Origin of the sequence: Loktanella sp. Alg231-35 (assembly GCF_900143545.1) — a bacterium.
Classification (GTDB): Bacteria; Pseudomonadota; Alphaproteobacteria; order Rhodobacterales; family Rhodobacteraceae; genus Yoonia.
The window spans coordinates 390,453-405,596 of the sequence record NZ_FREV01000003.1 but is presented as its reverse complement, the minus strand read 5'-3'; the positions used below and the strand labels follow the sequence as shown (position 1 = coordinate 405,596).

General features: G+C 56.4%; 17 protein-coding genes. 5 read left to right on the top strand and 12 right to left on the bottom strand.

Annotation, left to right across the window (positions count from 1 at the left end; translation table 11 throughout):
• Window positions 1-2 precede the first annotated feature (2 nt).
• From DHN10_RS08950 to DHN10_RS08935, 4 genes are read right to left on the bottom strand one after another with little or no spacing between them, the layout of a single operon-like run.
• Complete coding sequence (locus DHN10_RS08950) at window positions 3-209, bottom strand: hemolysin XhlA family protein (RefSeq protein ID WP_108814963.1); 207 nt, start codon at window positions 207-209, stop codon at window positions 3-5.
• Window positions 199-678, bottom strand: coding sequence for a holin family protein (locus DHN10_RS08945; protein ID WP_108814962.1), 480 nt, complete (start codon window positions 676-678; stop codon window positions 199-201). The genes DHN10_RS08950 and DHN10_RS08945 overlap by 11 nt, the downstream gene beginning before the upstream one ends.
• 22 nt (window positions 679-700) lie before the next feature.
• Window positions 701-1,585, bottom strand: coding sequence for a DDE-type integrase/transposase/recombinase (locus tag DHN10_RS08940; protein WP_108815158.1), 885 nt, complete (start codon window positions 1,583-1,585; stop codon window positions 701-703).
• Window positions 1,586-1,634: 49 nt separating this feature from the next.
• The gene (locus DHN10_RS08935) at window positions 1,635-2,105 is read right to left on the bottom strand and encodes a hypothetical protein (RefSeq protein WP_108814961.1); all 471 of its coding nucleotides are present in this window, start codon (window positions 2,103-2,105) and stop codon (window positions 1,635-1,637) included.
• Between the two features lie 67 nt (window positions 2,106-2,172).
• On the opposite strand from DHN10_RS08935, the gene DHN10_RS08930 reads away from it, so the two are divergent.
• On the top strand, window positions 2,173-3,015 hold the full coding sequence (locus tag DHN10_RS08930) for a BRO family protein (RefSeq protein ID WP_108814960.1): 843 nt from the start codon (window positions 2,173-2,175) through the stop codon (window positions 3,013-3,015).
• On the opposite strand, the gene DHN10_RS08925 is transcribed toward DHN10_RS08930, so the two are convergent.
• From DHN10_RS08925 to DHN10_RS08890, 8 genes are all read right to left on the bottom strand, one after another.
• On the bottom strand, window positions 3,008-3,220 hold the full coding sequence (locus tag DHN10_RS08925) for a histone H1 (protein WP_108814959.1): 213 nt from the start codon (window positions 3,218-3,220) through the stop codon (window positions 3,008-3,010). The genes DHN10_RS08930 and DHN10_RS08925 overlap by 8 nt on opposite strands.
• Complete coding sequence (locus DHN10_RS08920) at window positions 3,217-3,417, bottom strand: hypothetical protein (protein ID WP_108814958.1); 201 nt, start codon at window positions 3,415-3,417, stop codon at window positions 3,217-3,219. Before DHN10_RS08920 ends, DHN10_RS08925 begins: the two co-directional genes overlap by 4 nt.
• An 83-nt stretch (window positions 3,418-3,500) precedes the next feature.
• The gene (locus DHN10_RS08915; protein ID WP_108815157.1) at window positions 3,501-4,112 is read right to left on the bottom strand and encodes a holin-associated N-acetylmuramidase; all 612 of its coding nucleotides are present in this window, start codon (window positions 4,110-4,112) and stop codon (window positions 3,501-3,503) included.
• Window positions 4,113-4,157: 45 nt separating this feature from the next.
• Window positions 4,158-4,628 carry a cytochrome c maturation protein CcmE gene (gene ccmE / locus DHN10_RS08910; RefSeq protein WP_108814957.1) on the bottom strand — a complete coding sequence of 157 codons (471 nt, stop codon included), beginning with the start codon at window positions 4,626-4,628 and terminating at the stop codon, window positions 4,158-4,160.
• The gene (gene argC / locus DHN10_RS08905; RefSeq protein WP_108814956.1) at window positions 4,625-5,653 is read right to left on the bottom strand and encodes an N-acetyl-gamma-glutamyl-phosphate reductase; all 1,029 of its coding nucleotides are present in this window, start codon (window positions 5,651-5,653) and stop codon (window positions 4,625-4,627) included. The genes ccmE and argC overlap by 4 nt, the downstream gene beginning before the upstream one ends.
• Before the next feature lie 36 nt (window positions 5,654-5,689).
• On the bottom strand, window positions 5,690-6,502 hold the full coding sequence (gene murI / locus DHN10_RS08900) for a glutamate racemase (protein ID WP_108814955.1): 813 nt from the start codon (window positions 6,500-6,502) through the stop codon (window positions 5,690-5,692).
• Window positions 6,480-7,388 carry a lysophospholipid acyltransferase family protein gene (locus DHN10_RS08895; protein ID WP_108814954.1) on the bottom strand — a complete coding sequence of 303 codons (909 nt, stop codon included), beginning with the start codon at window positions 7,386-7,388 and terminating at the stop codon, window positions 6,480-6,482. Before DHN10_RS08895 ends, murI begins: the two co-directional genes overlap by 23 nt.
• A gap of 74 nt (window positions 7,389-7,462) precedes the next feature.
• Window positions 7,463-10,879, bottom strand: a complete 3,417-nt coding sequence (locus DHN10_RS08890; protein WP_108814953.1) for an indolepyruvate ferredoxin oxidoreductase family protein — start codon at window positions 10,877-10,879, stop codon at window positions 7,463-7,465.
• A gap of 158 nt (window positions 10,880-11,037) precedes the next feature.
• Here DHN10_RS08890 and DHN10_RS08885 point away from each other — a divergent pair, with 158 nt between their 5' ends.
• The 4 genes from DHN10_RS08885 (at window position 11,038) to grxD (ending at window position 15,135) form a co-directional block, all read left to right on the top strand.
• Complete coding sequence (locus DHN10_RS08885) at window positions 11,038-11,946, top strand: LysR family transcriptional regulator (RefSeq protein ID WP_108815156.1); 909 nt, start codon at window positions 11,038-11,040, stop codon at window positions 11,944-11,946.
• 265 nt (window positions 11,947-12,211) lie between these two features.
• The gene (gene purL, locus DHN10_RS08880) at window positions 12,212-14,371 is read left to right on the top strand and encodes a phosphoribosylformylglycinamidine synthase subunit PurL (RefSeq protein ID WP_108815155.1); all 2,160 of its coding nucleotides are present in this window, start codon (window positions 12,212-12,214) and stop codon (window positions 14,369-14,371) included.
• A 97-nt stretch (window positions 14,372-14,468) separates the two neighbouring features.
• Window positions 14,469-14,705 (top strand): BolA/IbaG family iron-sulfur metabolism protein, encoded by a 237-nt coding sequence (locus DHN10_RS08875; RefSeq protein ID WP_108814952.1) that lies wholly within the window; start codon window positions 14,469-14,471, stop codon window positions 14,703-14,705.
• A 70-nt stretch (window positions 14,706-14,775) separates the two neighbouring features.
• Window positions 14,776-15,135, top strand: coding sequence for a Grx4 family monothiol glutaredoxin (gene grxD, locus DHN10_RS08870; protein ID WP_108814951.1), 360 nt, complete (start codon window positions 14,776-14,778; stop codon window positions 15,133-15,135).
• The last annotated feature ends 9 nt before the right edge of the window (window positions 15,136-15,144 follow it).

Genomic DNA, 15,144 nt, shown 5'->3' with positions numbered 1-15,144 from the left:
CCTCAGACGATGACAAGCCCACCTTGCATCACATAGGTCACGCCTGCCATCAGCAGCCCGCCAATGATCAGGCGCACCAGCCATTTCAGCGTGTCTTCAATCGCGCTAAGTCGGTCAGAGACATTCAGCCGATGCACCTCATCCACGGCATTACGTGTTTCAAGCGCGCCGATCCGCCGGGTCAGTTGATCAATGCGATCACCCTCCATTGCGGACCTGCCATTCCTGTAAGGCTGGGTTGTGCGATTTAGGGGTTTCTGGCGCGGGTGCGGGCTTTGTCACAGCAAGGCTCATGGCAACAGCGCGTTGAAAATCCTGCGCTTTTGCCTGATGCCGCGCGCCGAAGTAAAAGCTCACAACCGCCCCCATCAACCACCACAGCGACTCTGGCACCAATGCCAACCCCTGCATGCCCGCCGTAAAGCGGTCAGGGTCAATCATCGCCATCACAAACAACCAGATCGTGCCAAGCGCCAGTGCCGGGCGCGGCAAACGGTTGAGTGCATCCACCAGACGGTCGAACAGACCCCGCCGAGGATGCACGAATTCTGCGGCAAACTGTTGTAGACTGTGCGCCTTGGCGTCGGCGGCACGGCCTGCACCATTCTCGGCGTTCTCGCGGAACACCTGCGCTGTTTCGGCTACGACATTGCGCCCATCGCCAAACAGAAAACTCATCAAGCCAGAGATTGGTAGTGGGTCACTTTGAAATTCGTTTCTTGTAAGGTCCGCGTTTCTTGGGCGCGTCCTCATTCGCATCAATGATAGCCACCAGATCAGAGATATCCCAGAGGCGATCTGTCAGGCCAGCTTCCATTGCGGGCGTAACCTTCAACGTCTGATGAACCTTGACGAAGTTGTAATACATGAAGTGCAGCGCAACAGCGTGCATGTGGTTCTCAACCTTCTTGCTGAAACCGTTGGTCAGGCGCGTAAAACGGCGCATGTGCATCCGCATGGTGAGGTTTTGACGCTCAACATGGCTGGTGCTGATCAAGGACTTGTCGGGGTTGCCTTCGACGGTGCGCTTCTTGATCCCGGTGCATTCGGCTGGTGAATACTTGCGGGCCGCTGTCTTGCCGCCCATGTCGCCGTAAATCTTGATCAACTGCGCATAGTTCACATCGCCACCGAAAGCGCCCTCTACGGCTTCCAGATACGCCTTGTGACCATCTGTGGTCAGTTGCACCCGGTTGGACAGACGGGCGCACAGATCATCCATAAACTCGATTGCATATTCGCTGTCGCGACCACCGACCATGTAGGACACAATCAACTTGCTGTCGCTGTCGATAGCCGTCCAAGTCCATGTGTCACCAGCACCCTCTGGTGCCGCCGTGGCTGTCTTGACGTTCTTTTGCTTGGCATAGGTGAACGACCAGATTTCATCACACTGGACCACTGACGCTTTTACGTTGCGCACGTTCTCGTCGTGATACTTGGCGCAAGCCTTTCCAGCGTCGATCAGCAGCTTGTTGACCGTGTTCTTGGACACGTCAGTGATACGCGATGTGGCACGAATAGAGTTACCTTCCACCAGCAGGCGGATAATCAGGGCGCGGGTTTTGGTGTCCAATTTCCTCATACCCCATACATAATTCATTCTGACCTTTAGTCAAGCATTTTGGGTCAGTTTAGAATGGAATTTCATCATCCATGTCGGTTGACGTGGAGGCATAACCAAAGCCCTGTGGCGGGGATTTTTCAACTTCTTCAATCTCGAAGTGCTTCAACTCGATAAGTCCGAATGTGCTGGGTGCGGGGCGTGTGAATATCTCTTCCTTCCGAACGTAAGCAGCTAGTGATCCTGTAAGAGACGCTTTTGTTTCACGGGTCACTTCTCGACCTAAGGCCTCAAGAAGATCGTCAATGTGGATGGGTGAGCCGCGTCCCATTATCACATCACGTGCTTTAGCCACTAAGCTGCCTTTGCGCAGGGTTACATCTCCCACGCTCACCGAATCATCCCCACCCTTATCGATGGCTTTAATGACATCCTCCAACGCTTTAACATACACTTTCGCCACTTTGAGTTTATCCTCAAGTGATTGAATTTCAGCAACCTTTTTCTCAAGTTGCGCTTCGATTATTGCTCTTTCAGACATAATGTGGACTCCTAAATCACATGTATGGTATTACGTTAGTCACATACATGGCAATAGGAGCTGAAGAATGGCGGAAGACCTACCTGACGACCCGAAATACAAAAGCACGATGGAACAGATTGAGGCACTCAAGCACACGCTTAAAAACGGCACAGACTACTGGCGCGCAAGGGAAATTCAGAAAGTTCTTGGGTATGCTGACTGGACAAATTTCAGGGACACAGTGGGACGCGCAGCAAGTGCGATGGAGGCCAATGGCACGAATCCGTCACATCATGTCGGTGCAACCACGGTCATGATGGCACGAGGAAATGGCAGTCGTTATGAAAGTGATGACATGTTTCTCACTCGCGGTGCGTGTTATATGGTGGCAATCAATGGTGACGCCACAAAGCCAGAAATTGCGGCGGCTCAGGCCTACTTCGTTACAAGAACTCGGGAGTGGGAGATAAAGCAGCAAGCCATTCAGGACGAGAAACGACTTGAGATCAGGGAAAAAACCAAAACTTCATTTAAGGCCGTAAGTAGTGTGGCCAAAAGTGCAGGCGTAAAAAATTCTAGCCAGTCTCGCTTCCACGATGCTCGAAATCTAGGCCTATACGGCATGTCAGGTAAGGACGTAAAATCTCGGAAAGGGGTCGGCCATAAAGAGAACGCGTTTGATCGCATGGGAACACTGGAGCTTTCAGCACATGATTTCCAAATGAACCTTGCCGCAGAAACAATCGAGAAAGAATCCGTTCGGGGCGAGTCAAATGCTATTCGAAAAAATCGGGAGGTGGCCGCAAAGGTCCGACAAACCATGCTAGATAGCGGATCACGTCCACCAGAAGACTTACCTGCGGCGGAGCCCATCAAAGAAGTGGCAAAACGCCTCAAACGGTCAAGCGTTACCCAAAAAATTACTTAACCCACCGGGCCTTTGCTGCTTTCTTCGCAATCTCACTACGTTCCTCTGGCGTAAGTCTTTCGGATCTCGACTTTCCGCCCTTCAAGCCGCCCTTGCGCTGCCCTGACGTGTCAGGCTCGTGCTTCACGTCCTCACCAGTGGCGATCCCCGCGATCATGTGGGCAAGCTGGTTGGTATCACGGGGTCTTTTGGGTTTGTCTGTCATGGCAACCACTGCTTCACCGAGTTCTCATCAACAGGAAAGGGCGGATCGCCCGCTAGATGCGAAGCTGCCACTCTTTCACTTGGCAGCGCCCCAGGTGCCTCCAAAGCCAATGCGGTAGCCAGTTCTGCATCCTCGCAATTTGCAATCCAGACCTGTTTGTTTTCTCCGTGCCGGAGTTCGACGCTAAAATATGCCATGCAGGTAATATGGGGTCTACGCGCGGCGCATGCAAATCAAAGCTGCACAAGGTCAGATTTCAAAGTGACCCACTACCCAGAGATTAAGCCCATTGCGCAGTCCTTTCGCGGTGCTGTGCGTCCGTCAAATGGAAACGCGGTGCGATGAATTCCTCAGCACGGGTGATCCAACCACCTTTGCCGCCATCGCGGCGGCAGGCGTATTTTCGGCTTTGGGCGCGGCTGTCGGCCAAAGCATAGTAATAGTTCCGCCGCGCAATCCCGTAAGCATCCACCAGATGATCCGGCGCGGCGTCATAGGCCTGACCAGTTGCATTGATCGTTTGCGGCCCGATCGCACCATCCACAGTGACCGAAATCCGCATCTCGCCCAGCAAGCGTTGCAGGATTTTCACCGCATTCGCGCCCGCGTTCACATACATATCAAAGACCGTGGCATGCAGCGCCTGCGGCAGCTGATCAATGCCTGGGCGGCGAAAGTAATGTTCCACAAAGATCGACACCGCATGCGCCCGCGTCAGAACCCGCACATCATCGCTGTCAATGTCGCTGTCGCCATCCAGATCAAGGCCAAGGCGGCGCATGGTATGAATGGTGACCCCGTATTTGGTGGCCCCTCCGGGATCATCGGGGTCATTCACATAGCCGCCTTCGCGGGCGACGATCTCTTGTGCAATCTGGGTGACGGTTCGCATCTTTGCCCCCTCCATAAGGTCTGGAGCAAAGGTGCCGCTTAACGGTTAATTGGTGACGACAGTACCGTCCGGTGCCACGTAAGTGCCCTGCTCCTTGAGCGCATCAATGACTTCAGAGGGCATGTAAGTTTCGTCATGTTTGGCAAGAATCTCAACAGCTTCAAAACGACCATTAATGTAATTTCCTTGCGCGACCATGCCCTGACCTTCCTCGAACAGATCAGGCAGGATGCCTGTATAGACAACCGACACCACCGCACCGCCATCGGTGACCGAAAAACTGATCTGCTCACCTTGTCCACGCACCAGTGACCCTTCGGTGACCAGCCCACCGATACGGAACCGCTCATTTGGCGGCGGCGGCGCTTCGGTCACTTCCGAGGGGGAGCGGAAGAACTGGAAACTGTCATCTGGCAAGAACCACAAAAGCACGAGGACCAGCGCAATGCTGACCCCCGCCATGGAAATCACCTGCACGCGGCGGCGTTTCTTAAGGCTCTTGAGTCCCCCGCTCATGGGAACACCGGGGCTAGCATCAGCCCTTCCGTCTCGGGCAGGCCCAACATCAGGTTGGCGTTCTGCAAGGCCTGACCCGATGATCCTTTGGTCAGGTTATCAAGGGCGGCAATCACAATTGCGCGGCCCGGCACGCGATCAGCGGCCACACCGATATGGCAGAAGTTCGAAGCACGGACATGTTTCATCGACGGTGTTTGTCCCATCGGCAGTACCTCAATAAACGGCTCATCTGCGTAAGCAGCATGCAACGTATCATATATAGTCTGCGGATCGCCCTGCACATAGGTGGTGGCCAAAATGCCGCGGTTCGCTGGGATAAGATGTGGGGTGAACTGCACCTGGACCGGGCGCCCGGCTATGGCGCTGAATTCCTGATCAAACTCTCCCAGGTGCCGGTGCGTGCCGCCCACGGCATAGCCATTGGCCCCTTCGGACAATTCCGCATGCAACAGGTTCTCTTTCAGGCTGCGCCCCGCACCGGACACGGCTGCCTTGAGGTCAATGATGATCTGATCAAGATCAATAACGCCCGCTTCAATCAAAGGCCGCAGCGCATATTGACCGGTCGCCGCGTTACAGCCAGTCCCGGCGACGAGACGCGCCGCCTTGATCTGATCACGGTAGAATTCGGTCAGGCCATAGACCGCCTCGCCCTGCATCTGGGTTGCGGCGTGGCCTTTGCCGTACCACTTTTCATAATCCGCCGGATCACGCAGCCGGAAATCAGCCGAAAGGTCCACGATCTTAAGGCTCTGCGGTAGTTTCGAAATCACCGCCTGCGAGGTGGCATGCGGCAAGGCGCAAAACACCAAATCGACGCCAGAGAGGTCCATTTCCTCGATCGTGGTTAACGCAGGCAGATCCAGATGGCGCAGATGCGGGAACACATCGGCCATAGCCATGCCCGCTTTGGAATTTCCCGACAGCCCGGTGATCGTCAGGCTGGGGTGTGTTGCGATCAAGCGCACAAGTTCGGCGCCAGTGTAACCAGAAGCGCCAAGTATGGCGACGTTATAGGTCATGTCTTTATCCCTTGGGATGAATATCTTGGAATGGGTTTATGCAGCGTCAAAGGTGATCTGTCGTCGCAAGAATTGCGTCGCGCGCGACGACACCTGATCAGGGTCACCGGTCGTCAGAAAACCAGAGTCCGTGCCGGGCCCCACCATCTCGGGACGGCGCTGCAGATAGTCAGCAAGGCTTTCGGCCACCAGATCAGCCTGCGAAAACACTTTCACATCTTCGCCAAGGGCCGCCTGAAACGCATCTGCCATCAGCGGGTAATGGGTGCACCCCAGAACGGCGGCATCCGGGTCCGGCATCTTGCGCTTGAGCGCATCAACATGGCTGCGCACCAGAGCCTCGGCTAGGATCATGTCACCGTCTTCGATGGCATCAACAACACCGCCGCAGGCCTGTGCTTCGACATCGACACCAATGGCGCGAAAGGCCAATTCACGCTGGAAGGCACGGCTGGACACCGTGGCTGGGGTCGCAAACAGGGCCACATGTTTGATGTTCACCTCGCGCGGGGGCGAATTGTCGCCCCATTGCCGTTCGGTCAGCGCCTCAATCAACGGCACAAAGACACCCAGCACGCGTTTATCGGTTGGAATCCAACCCTCCTGCATGCGCCGCAAAGCCGCCGCAGAGGCCGTGTTGCACGCAAGGATCACCAGATCGCAGCCCGCATCAAACAGGCGCTGTGTGGCGGCAGTTGTCAGATTGTAAATATCATCGGGGGTGCGCACACCATAAGGTGCGTGGGCGCTGTCGCCCATGTAGACCAGTGGCAGATCGGGCAAGCGTTTCGCCACGGCGTCCAGCACCGTCAACCCGCCTAGCCCGCTATCGAATATGCCTACCGCCATTGCGCCGCGCCTTGTATTTCTCTTCGAATTCATGCCCGATGTGACTTGCGTCAAGCGGGCTTGGGCTCAACTCATACGTGGCTTTGCGCAGGAAATCCATGCACGCTTTGGGGTCTTTTTTGTAGACGCCCAAAACCGCCGTTGGGATCGGTTCACCGACCACGATCCGCACGGGTTTATTGATCTTGGTTTTGAACTCGCGAACGAACATACCGGTGCGCAAGGTGCTGTGCAGATGGCTGGCCAGTTGGAACAAACGGCTGTTGCGGCCTTCGAAATATACGGGAACAACGGTTGCGCCCGATTTGGCAATCATCTTGGCCGTGAAAGTCCGCCAGTTGGGGTCCATCGGTTCCGAAAAAGGCGTCGCTGAAGTGGACACCGTGCCGCCGGGGAAAATGCCAATCGCGCCACCTTGTTGCAGGTAATCAACAGCCGCCTTGCGGGTTTCCAGGTTCAGCTTGGCCGCTTCTTTGGTTTCATCAAATGAGATCGGCAGAATAACTTGCTCCAGATCGGGGGCGTGGCGAAAGATGCGGTGTGCCAGCACACGAAAGTCACCGGACCTGCGTTCGGACAGGATGCGACCCATCATCAGCCCGTCCAGAATGCCGTAGGGATGGTTTGAGACAACAATCAGAGGACCACTGCGCGGGATGTTTTCAAGGGTGCCGCTGACAACGTTCAGATCGACGTTGTAGCGATCCGTCATCACGGTCCAGAAATCCTGCCCGGCGGCGACATCCACGTCATAGCCTTTGGCCCTGCGGATCAGCCGCAAACGCCCGGTCGCGTTTTCCATCACACGGATCACGGCCCGCCCACTGCGCCCCTTGGCCGAGGAGGCGTAAGTGATATCGCGGGCCACTTGCCTGTCGGTGGCCATGGTCTTGCGTCTGCGTTTCTTCATTACACGCGCTGGGTGCCACAAAACTGCGACAGTGTCATGACGTTAGATGCCTATTCTGCCGCCTGTTGCATCGGCTGCGCGCGCAGCACCGCCAGCAGTTCCTCGCGCCGTTTTGCCGCTTTGCGCGCATTCGCCTCTTTCACCGGACCAAAGCCGCGAATGTCCATGGGGAGACGTGCCAGCGCAATCGCTGCATCGCGCGTATCGGGGCGTAATATTTGCAGCACTTCGCGCAGGTCGGCCTCGTATTCCTTGATCAAGGCGCGCTCCATCTTGCGTTCGGCTGTGCGTCCAAATGGGTCAAAGGGCGTGCCGCGCAGGAATTTCAGCTTGGCCAGTTTGGGAAAGGCCCATGCCATGCGCGCGCCGTATTCCTTTTTGACGGGGCGCCCATTTGCGCCGGTCTTGGACACCATTGGCGGGGCCAAATGATAGGTCAGCTTGAGGTCGCCATCAAATTCTGCGGCGGCTTTGTCTTTTGTGTCCGACAGCAGCCGCGCAACTTCATATTCGTCCTTATAGGACAACAGCTTGTGATAACCGTCGGCCACGGCCTCTTGTAACGGCGCGTCCTGAAACTGCTCTACAAAACGGTGGTACCGCTTGGCTAGACGCCTGCCCTGATAGGTCACCAACCTGTCCGCGCGGAACGCAATTCTTTCGTCCAGCGTCTTGGGCATCGCCGCCACATTAGGCGTCAGCAACTTGGCTGCGTCCTGCGGATGCAGATAGGCCCAACGCCCCAGCTCAAAGGCGCGAATGTTGCGGTTGATCGCCGCTCCGTTCAATTCTATCGCGCCAAGGATCGCCTCGTAACTTATTGGAATAGCGCCCATTTGCCAGACAGCGCCAAAAACCATCATGTTGGAATAGATGCTGTCGCCAAGCAGCGCCTTGGCCAGATCAGAAGCATCAAACATCGCCAGCCCCTCTGCCAGCCGAGCCTCTAGCGATAGCTGCAACTGATCGGCAGGCAGTTTGAATTCAGTGTCGCGGGTAAAATCGCCGGTGATAATCTCGTGACTGTTGACCACACCTTTGGTGCGACCTGTCTTCATGAGGCCCAAGGTTTTCGAACCCGCCGAGACGACCAGATCGCCCCCGATCAGCGCGTCACATTCCCCGGTTGCCACGCGGATCGCGTTGATGTCTTCGGGCGCATTTGCAATGCGGCAGTGAATGTGGACAGCGCCGCCCTTTTGGGCAAGGCCGGCCATCTCCATCATGCCTGCACCTTTGCCATCCATATGGGCGGCCATCGCCATGACGGCCCCGATGGTCACAACGCCCGTGCCCCCAACGCCAGTAATCACCACATTATGCGTGCCAGTAATGCTGGGCAGCTCTGGGTCAGGCAGGTCTGGCAGGTCGATCTCTGCGGTGGCCTCTTTGCGGATTTGCGCGCCTTCAACGGTGACAAAGGACGGGCAGAACCCGTTCACGCAGGAAAAATCCTTGTTGCAAGAGGATTGATCAATCGCCCGTTTGCGTCCCAGTTCGGTTTCGACCGGGACAATAGAAACGCAGTTGGATTGCACTCCGCAATCACCGCAGCCTTCGCAGACGTCGGTGTTGATAAAGACGCGCTTGTCGGGGTCCGGGAACTGGCCACGTTTGCGGCGACGGCGTTTTTCAGCAGCACAGGTTTGTACATACACAATGGCTGATACACCTTTGTATTTGCTGAATTTATCCTGCACAGCGGGCATCTCTGCCCGTTCGTTCAGGTCGAGTCCTTTTGGGAACAGCCCCAGATCAACATCTTCCTTTTCGTCATAGACCAAGGCGATGTTGCGCACGCCCATGGCCTGCAATTCGCGGCAAATCTGGTCCGCTTTCAGGTCTCCATCATTGCCCTGACCGCCAGTCATGGCGACGGCATCATTATAGAGGATTTTGTAAGTGATGTTCGTGCCCGCCATCAGGGCAAAGCGGATCGCCTGCACGCCAGAGTGGTTATAAGTGCCGTCACCAAGGTTCTGGAACACATGGTCGCGGGTGGAAAACGGCGCCTCACCCACCCAGTTTGCGCCTTCGCCACCCATTTGGGTAAAGCCCACGGTTTCGCGGTCCATCCACTGCACCATATAGTGACAGCCGATGCCTGCGTAGGCGCGCGATCCTTCGGGCACTTTGGTGGAGGAATTATGCGGACAGCCCGAACAGAAATAAGGCAAACGCGCTGCGATCTCTGGCGCGTTGTCGGCGCGGCGTGCCTCTGACAGCTGTGCCAGACCGGCGCTGATCCCGTCGGAACCGCAACCTTCCTCGGCCAATATGTTGCCAAGTTTCTCTGCAATAACAATAGGATTCAGGTCGGCCTTCGTCTGAAAAATCTCTTCGCGGCGACCTTCGGAATGCTCGTCACCCTTATGCCAACCATAAACCCGCCGCCCGCGCCGATCATCGAACAGGGCCTCTTTGACCTGCACTTCGATCAGCTTGCGCTTTTCCTCGACCACCACAATCAGATCGAGCCCCTCGGCCCATTCATGGAACGACGCCATATCCAGCGGCCAGACCTGCCCCACCTTATAGGTCGTGATGCCCAGACGCGCGGCCTCGGCCTCATCAATGTTCAGCAATGATAGCGCGTGCTGCAAATCCAGCCAGTTCTTGCCCGCCGCGACAAAGCCGACCTTGGCGCCCGGTTTACCCCATTTGCGATGGTCCATCTTGTTGGCCCGGCTGAATGCTTCGGCGGCAAAGCGTTTGTGGTCAATCATGCGCGCTTCTTGCAATTGCGGCGTGTCGACCAGACGGATGTTCAGCCCACCCTCTGGCAATGCCAGATCAGGGCGCACGAAAGACGTCCGATGCGGGTCACCATCGACAACGGATGTGACCTCAATCGTGTCCTTCATGGTCTTCAGGCCAACCCAGACGCCCGCATAGCGCGACAGTTCCCAAGCGTAGAGGCCATAATCAAGGATTTCCTGCACGCCCGCGGGCGACACAATCGGCATATAGGCATCGATCATCGCCCAATCGGACTGGTGCAACGTGGTCGAACTTTCGCCGGTATGATCATCACCCATGGCCATGATCACGCCGCCGCTGGGGCTGGTGCCTGCCATGTTGGCATGGCGCATCACATCGCCAGAGCGGTCCACACCGGGGCCTTTGCCGTACCACAGGCCAAAGACGCCATCATGCTTGCCCTCGCCGCGCAATTCCGCCTGTTGACTGCCCCATAGGGCGGTGGCGGCAAGGTCTTCGTTCAATCCGGGTTGAAACGTAATCTGCGCAGGTTCCAGCACCTTTTGCGCGCGGGTCATCTGCATATCAACCGCACCAAGCGGTGATCCGCGATAGCCGGTGCAATACCCAGCGGTGTTCATGCCTGCCTTTTCATCGCGGGCGCGCTGCATCAGCATCAACCGGACCAGTGCCTGGGTGCCGTTCAGCAGGATTTGCGATTTTGACAAGTCATAGCGGTCATTCAGCGATACTTCCTGATGGCTCATTCCGCACCTCCCTGCGTGTCAAACTCTCGCACCAACTATAGGTCAAAATTGCTGACCTACAAAGTGGAAAATAATCGCCATGGCCATTTGCATCGAAACGGGTAATCCGCGTAATGTTCTGCCAATTCGAGCAGGAAAACGATTGGGCAAAGGCCGATATGGACTGGGACAAGCTAAGAATATTTCACGCCGTTGCCGATGCCGGATCGCTCACCCATGCTGGTGACGCGCTGCATTTGTCGCAATCTGCGGTCAGCAGACAGATCAGGGCGCTCGAAGAATCACTCAACACCACCCTGTTCCACCGCCATGCACGTGGCTTGATCCTGACCGAACAGGGTGAATTGCTGTTTGATGCCACGCGCAGCATGAACAAACGGCTAGAGGCCGCGGCAGCACGTATTCGCGATAGCGAAGAAGAGGTGTTTGGCGAATTGCGGATCACAACGACGACCGGTTTCGGCACGCTCTGGCTCGCTCCGCGCCTGCCTAAACTTTACGAGCAATACCCCGACCTCAAGATCGACCTGATGCTGGAAGAGCGCGTGCTGGACCTGCCCATGCGCGAGGCCGACGTGGCGATCCGTATGAAGGAACCCAGTCAGGCCGACCTGATCCGCAAACGGCTGATGTCCGTGCGGATGCGGCTTTATGCGACGAATTCCTATCTTGAACAGAATGGCACACCGCAAACCCCCGAAGAACTGGGGGCGCATCGATTGATATGCCAAAGCCTGAATTCCATTCAGGTCGCGGCTGGTGCCACGCTTGTGCAGCACTTGATGACCTATGACATCCCCAATGTTTTCACGGTCAACAACTACTTTGGCGTGCTGCAAGGGGTGCTGAACAATATCGGGATCGGCGTGCTGCCGGACTACGTGACTGAAGATTTCCCTGATCTGGTCCGCGTGCTGCCTGATCTGGAAAGCGGCGAGGTGCCTGTGTTTTTGGCATACCCCGAAGAGTTGCGCCAATCCAAACGGATCAGCGCCTTCCGCGACTTTGTGCAAGAAGAGATTTTCGCCCATCGGCGCAAAATCCGCGAGACCCAGGCCGTGTCCTGACCCCAGCCATGCAACCAGAGCATAGCGGCTTTGCACAGTTCAGTTTCGATTCTTTCTTGAATGGCGAAATGTTGCACACTATCTGAACTTTCGAAGGCGATGATGCTTAGCGCTCATCCTCTTCACCTCCCTGTTGGACTTGCCGGGCCTTGTGCCCGGCATTTTTTTTACCCAAAGCCCATTGATCGCGCATCATGCACCGTTTTGCGGCTTTAACCCATGGGACCACCCCGCTATGACACCGTCAAGTTTTCTGGGGGCCGCCATGACCGAACCAACTATCACCGAAGACCTGATCGCAGCACACGGGCTTTCGCCCGATGAGTATCAGCGCATTCTCGAGATTATCGGGCGTACCCCTAGCTTTACCGAGTTGGGTATTTTCTCGGCGATGTGGAACGAACATTGCTCTTACAAATCCTCCAAGAAATGGCTGCGCACCCTGCCCACTGAAGGACCGCAGGTCATTTGCGGCCCCGGAGAAAACGCGGGCGTCGTCGATATCGGTGACGGTCAGGCAGTGGTGTTCAAAATGGAAAGCCACAACCACCCCTCTTACATTGAACCTTACCAAGGTGCGGCAACAGGCGTGGGTGGCATCCTGCGCGATGTCTTTACCATGGGGGCACGTCCCATTGCGGCAATGAACTCTTTGTCGTTTGGCGAACCTTCTCATCCGAAAACCAAACAACTTGTTAATGGCGTCGTTGCTGGTGTTGGTGGCTATGGTAACTGCTTTGGCGTGCCAACGGTTGGTGGCGAAGTGCGCTTTGATCCGGCTTACAATGGCAATTGCCTTGTGAACGCGTTCGCCGCTGGTCTGGCTGATGCCGACAAGATTTTCTACTCTGCTGCCTCTGGCATTGGCATGCCTGTTGTCTACCTCGGCGCCAAAACCGGGCGCGACGGTGTGGGCGGTGCAACCATGGCCTCTGCCGAATTTGACGACACGATCGAGGAAAAGCGCCCCACCGTGCAGGTCGGTGATCCGTTCACCGAAAAACGCCTGATGGAAGCAACGCTTGAGCTGATGGCGACAGGTGCGGTGATTTCAATTCAGGATATGGGGGCCGCTGGCCTGACCTGCTCTGCGGTGGAAATGGGCGACAAGGGTGGTTTGGGCGTCAAGCTGAACCTCAACGCCGTCCCGCAGCGCGAAGAGAATATGACAGCCTATGAGATGATGTTGTCGGAGTCTCAGGAACGCATGCTGATGGTCCTCAAGCCGGAGCTTGAGGCCGAAGCCCGCGCCGTGTTCGAAAAATGGGACCTCGATTTCGCAATCGTGGGCGAGACCATCGCCGAAGACCGCTTTATCGTAGAACACAACAGCACCGTTATGGCTGATCTGCCACTTGCCACGCTGTCAGGCTCTGCCCCCGAATACGACCGCCCTTGGGTGCCAACCCCTGCGCCCGCGCCGTTGGAAGACGTTGTTGGCGTCCATCCCATTGACGGTCTAAGGGCCCTGATCAGCAGCCCGAACTACGCAGGCAAGCAGTGGGTCTATGAACAATACGACCAACAGGTCATGGGCGACACGGCCCGCACACCCGGTGCAGGTGCAGGCATCGTGCGGGTGCATGGCACTGGCAAGGCTTTGGCCTTCACCAGCGACGTGACCCCCCGCTATGTCAAAGCGAACCCGGTTGAGGGTGGCAAACAGGCGGTGGCCGAGGCCTATCGCAACCTCACATCCGTGGGGGCAACGCCATTGGCGACCACGGACAACATGAACTTTGGCAACCCCGAAAAGCCGCAGATCATGGGGCAGTTTGTGGGCGCGATCCAGGGGATCGGCGAAGCGGTGAGCGCGCTGGATATGCCCATCGTGTCGGGCAATGTGTCGCTTTATAATGAAACCGATGGCACCGGCATTCTACCAACCCCGACCATTGGGGCTGTGGGGTTGATTGCTGACCCGGATCAGATGATCACAGGTGAATTGCGCGACGGACACATGCTTTTGCTTGTCGGGGAAACCATCGGGCATCTTGGGCAATCTGCCCTTCTGGCCGAAGTTTATGACCGCGCCGAAGGTGATGCGCCCCCCGTTGATTTGGCCGCAGAGAAGGCGCACGGCGATTTCATCCGCGCCAACCACGCCTATATCAAGGCCTGCACCGATCTGGCCGATGGCGGTCTGGCACTGGCCGCGTTCGAGATGGCCGAGGCCGCCGACACAGGCGTGACGCTCGACGTCGAAGACACGCCGACCCTCTTTGGCGAAGATCAGGGGCGTTATCTGATTGGGTGTAATTTCGATCAGGCCGAAGCACTGATGATCGCGGCCAATCAGGCAGGCATCGCCCTGACAACAGTGGGTAAGGTCGGCGGAGAAGATGTGACATTCGGCAGCCAAAGCGCCCCATTGATCGAACTTCGCACGATCTTCCGCACGTCCTTTGAAAACGCTGTCGCCTAACCATCAACTTGCAGGGAAACCACTCGTCGGTGGCCTCCCTACTTGCCCGACGGCAACGCCATGCTTAACTTAAGTGCAACCGATCAAAGGACACCCCATGCCGATCACTGCCCACGAGATTGAAACACTGCTGCGCGACAGTTTCCCTGATGCGCAGATCAACGTGCAAGGCGATGATGGCGCGCATTTCGCGGCCGAAGTGATTGATGAGAGCTTTCGCGGCAAGAACCGCGTGCAACAGCAGCGGGCAGTTTATGCCGCCCTCAAAGGTAAGATGGACGGCAGCAACGGCGAATTGCATGCATTGGCCCTGACCACGAAGGTCCCGGATTAACGCCCAAATTTTTTGAAAAATTTGGCCCCAAAATCTTACAAGATTTTGTTCGATCACAAAGGAAACGAACATGACAGCCCAAGACCAAATCAAAGAAACCGTCGCCAGCAACGACGTCGTCCTTTTCATGAAGGGCACGAAATCCATGCCGCAATGCGGGTTCTCGTCCCGCGTGGCCGGGGTGCTGAACTTCATGGGCGTCGAATTCAACGACGTGAACGTGCTCGCCGATGAACAACTCCGTCAGGGCATCAAGGATTATTCCGACTGGCCGACCATCCCGCAGCTTTATGTCAAAGGCGAATTTGTCGGTGGCTGCGACATCATCACCGAGATGACGCTCTCAGGTGAACTGGACACGCTCTTTTCGGAAAACGATGTGGCCTTCGACAAAGACGCCGCTGACAAAATCCGCGAAGCCAACGCCTAAAGACAGCCG

Coding starts and splice junctions, on each gene's coding strand:
- DHN10_RS08945 (WP_108814962.1), bottom strand. CDS start 678: ATGAGTTTTCTGTTTGGCGATGGGCGCAATGTCGTAGCCGAAACAGCG.
- DHN10_RS08925 (WP_108814959.1), bottom strand. CDS start 3,220: ATGACAGACAAACCCAAAAGACCCCGTGATACCAACCAGCTTGCCCAC.
- DHN10_RS08935 (WP_108814961.1), bottom strand. CDS start 2,105: ATGTCTGAAAGAGCAATAATCGAAGCGCAACTTGAGAAAAAGGTTGCT.
- DHN10_RS08950 (WP_108814963.1), bottom strand. CDS start 209: ATGGAGGGTGATCGCATTGATCAACTGACCCGGCGGATCGGCGCGCTT.
- DHN10_RS08940 (WP_108815158.1), bottom strand. CDS start 1,585: ATGAGGAAATTGGACACCAAAACCCGCGCCCTGATTATCCGCCTGCTG.
- purL (WP_108815155.1), top strand. CDS start 12,212: ATGACCGAACCAACTATCACCGAAGACCTGATCGCAGCACACGGGCTT.
- DHN10_RS08915 (WP_108815157.1), bottom strand. CDS start 4,112: ATGCGAACCGTCACCCAGATTGCACAAGAGATCGTCGCCCGCGAAGGC.
- DHN10_RS08920 (WP_108814958.1), bottom strand. CDS start 3,417: ATGGCATATTTTAGCGTCGAACTCCGGCACGGAGAAAACAAACAGGTC.
- DHN10_RS08875 (WP_108814952.1), top strand. CDS start 14,469: ATGCCGATCACTGCCCACGAGATTGAAACACTGCTGCGCGACAGTTTC.
- DHN10_RS08895 (WP_108814954.1), bottom strand. CDS start 7,388: ATGGCCACCGACAGGCAAGTGGCCCGCGATATCACTTACGCCTCCTCG.
- argC (WP_108814956.1), bottom strand. CDS start 5,653: ATGACCTATAACGTCGCCATACTTGGCGCTTCTGGTTACACTGGCGCC.
- DHN10_RS08890 (WP_108814953.1), bottom strand. CDS start 10,879: ATGAGCCATCAGGAAGTATCGCTGAATGACCGCTATGACTTGTCAAAA.
- murI (WP_108814955.1), bottom strand. CDS start 6,502: ATGGCGGTAGGCATATTCGATAGCGGGCTAGGCGGGTTGACGGTGCTG.
- DHN10_RS08930 (WP_108814960.1), top strand. CDS start 2,173: ATGGCGGAAGACCTACCTGACGACCCGAAATACAAAAGCACGATGGAA.
- ccmE (WP_108814957.1), bottom strand. CDS start 4,628: ATGAGCGGGGGACTCAAGAGCCTTAAGAAACGCCGCCGCGTGCAGGTG.
- grxD (WP_108814951.1), top strand. CDS start 14,776: ATGACAGCCCAAGACCAAATCAAAGAAACCGTCGCCAGCAACGACGTC.
- DHN10_RS08885 (WP_108815156.1), top strand. CDS start 11,038: ATGGACTGGGACAAGCTAAGAATATTTCACGCCGTTGCCGATGCCGGA.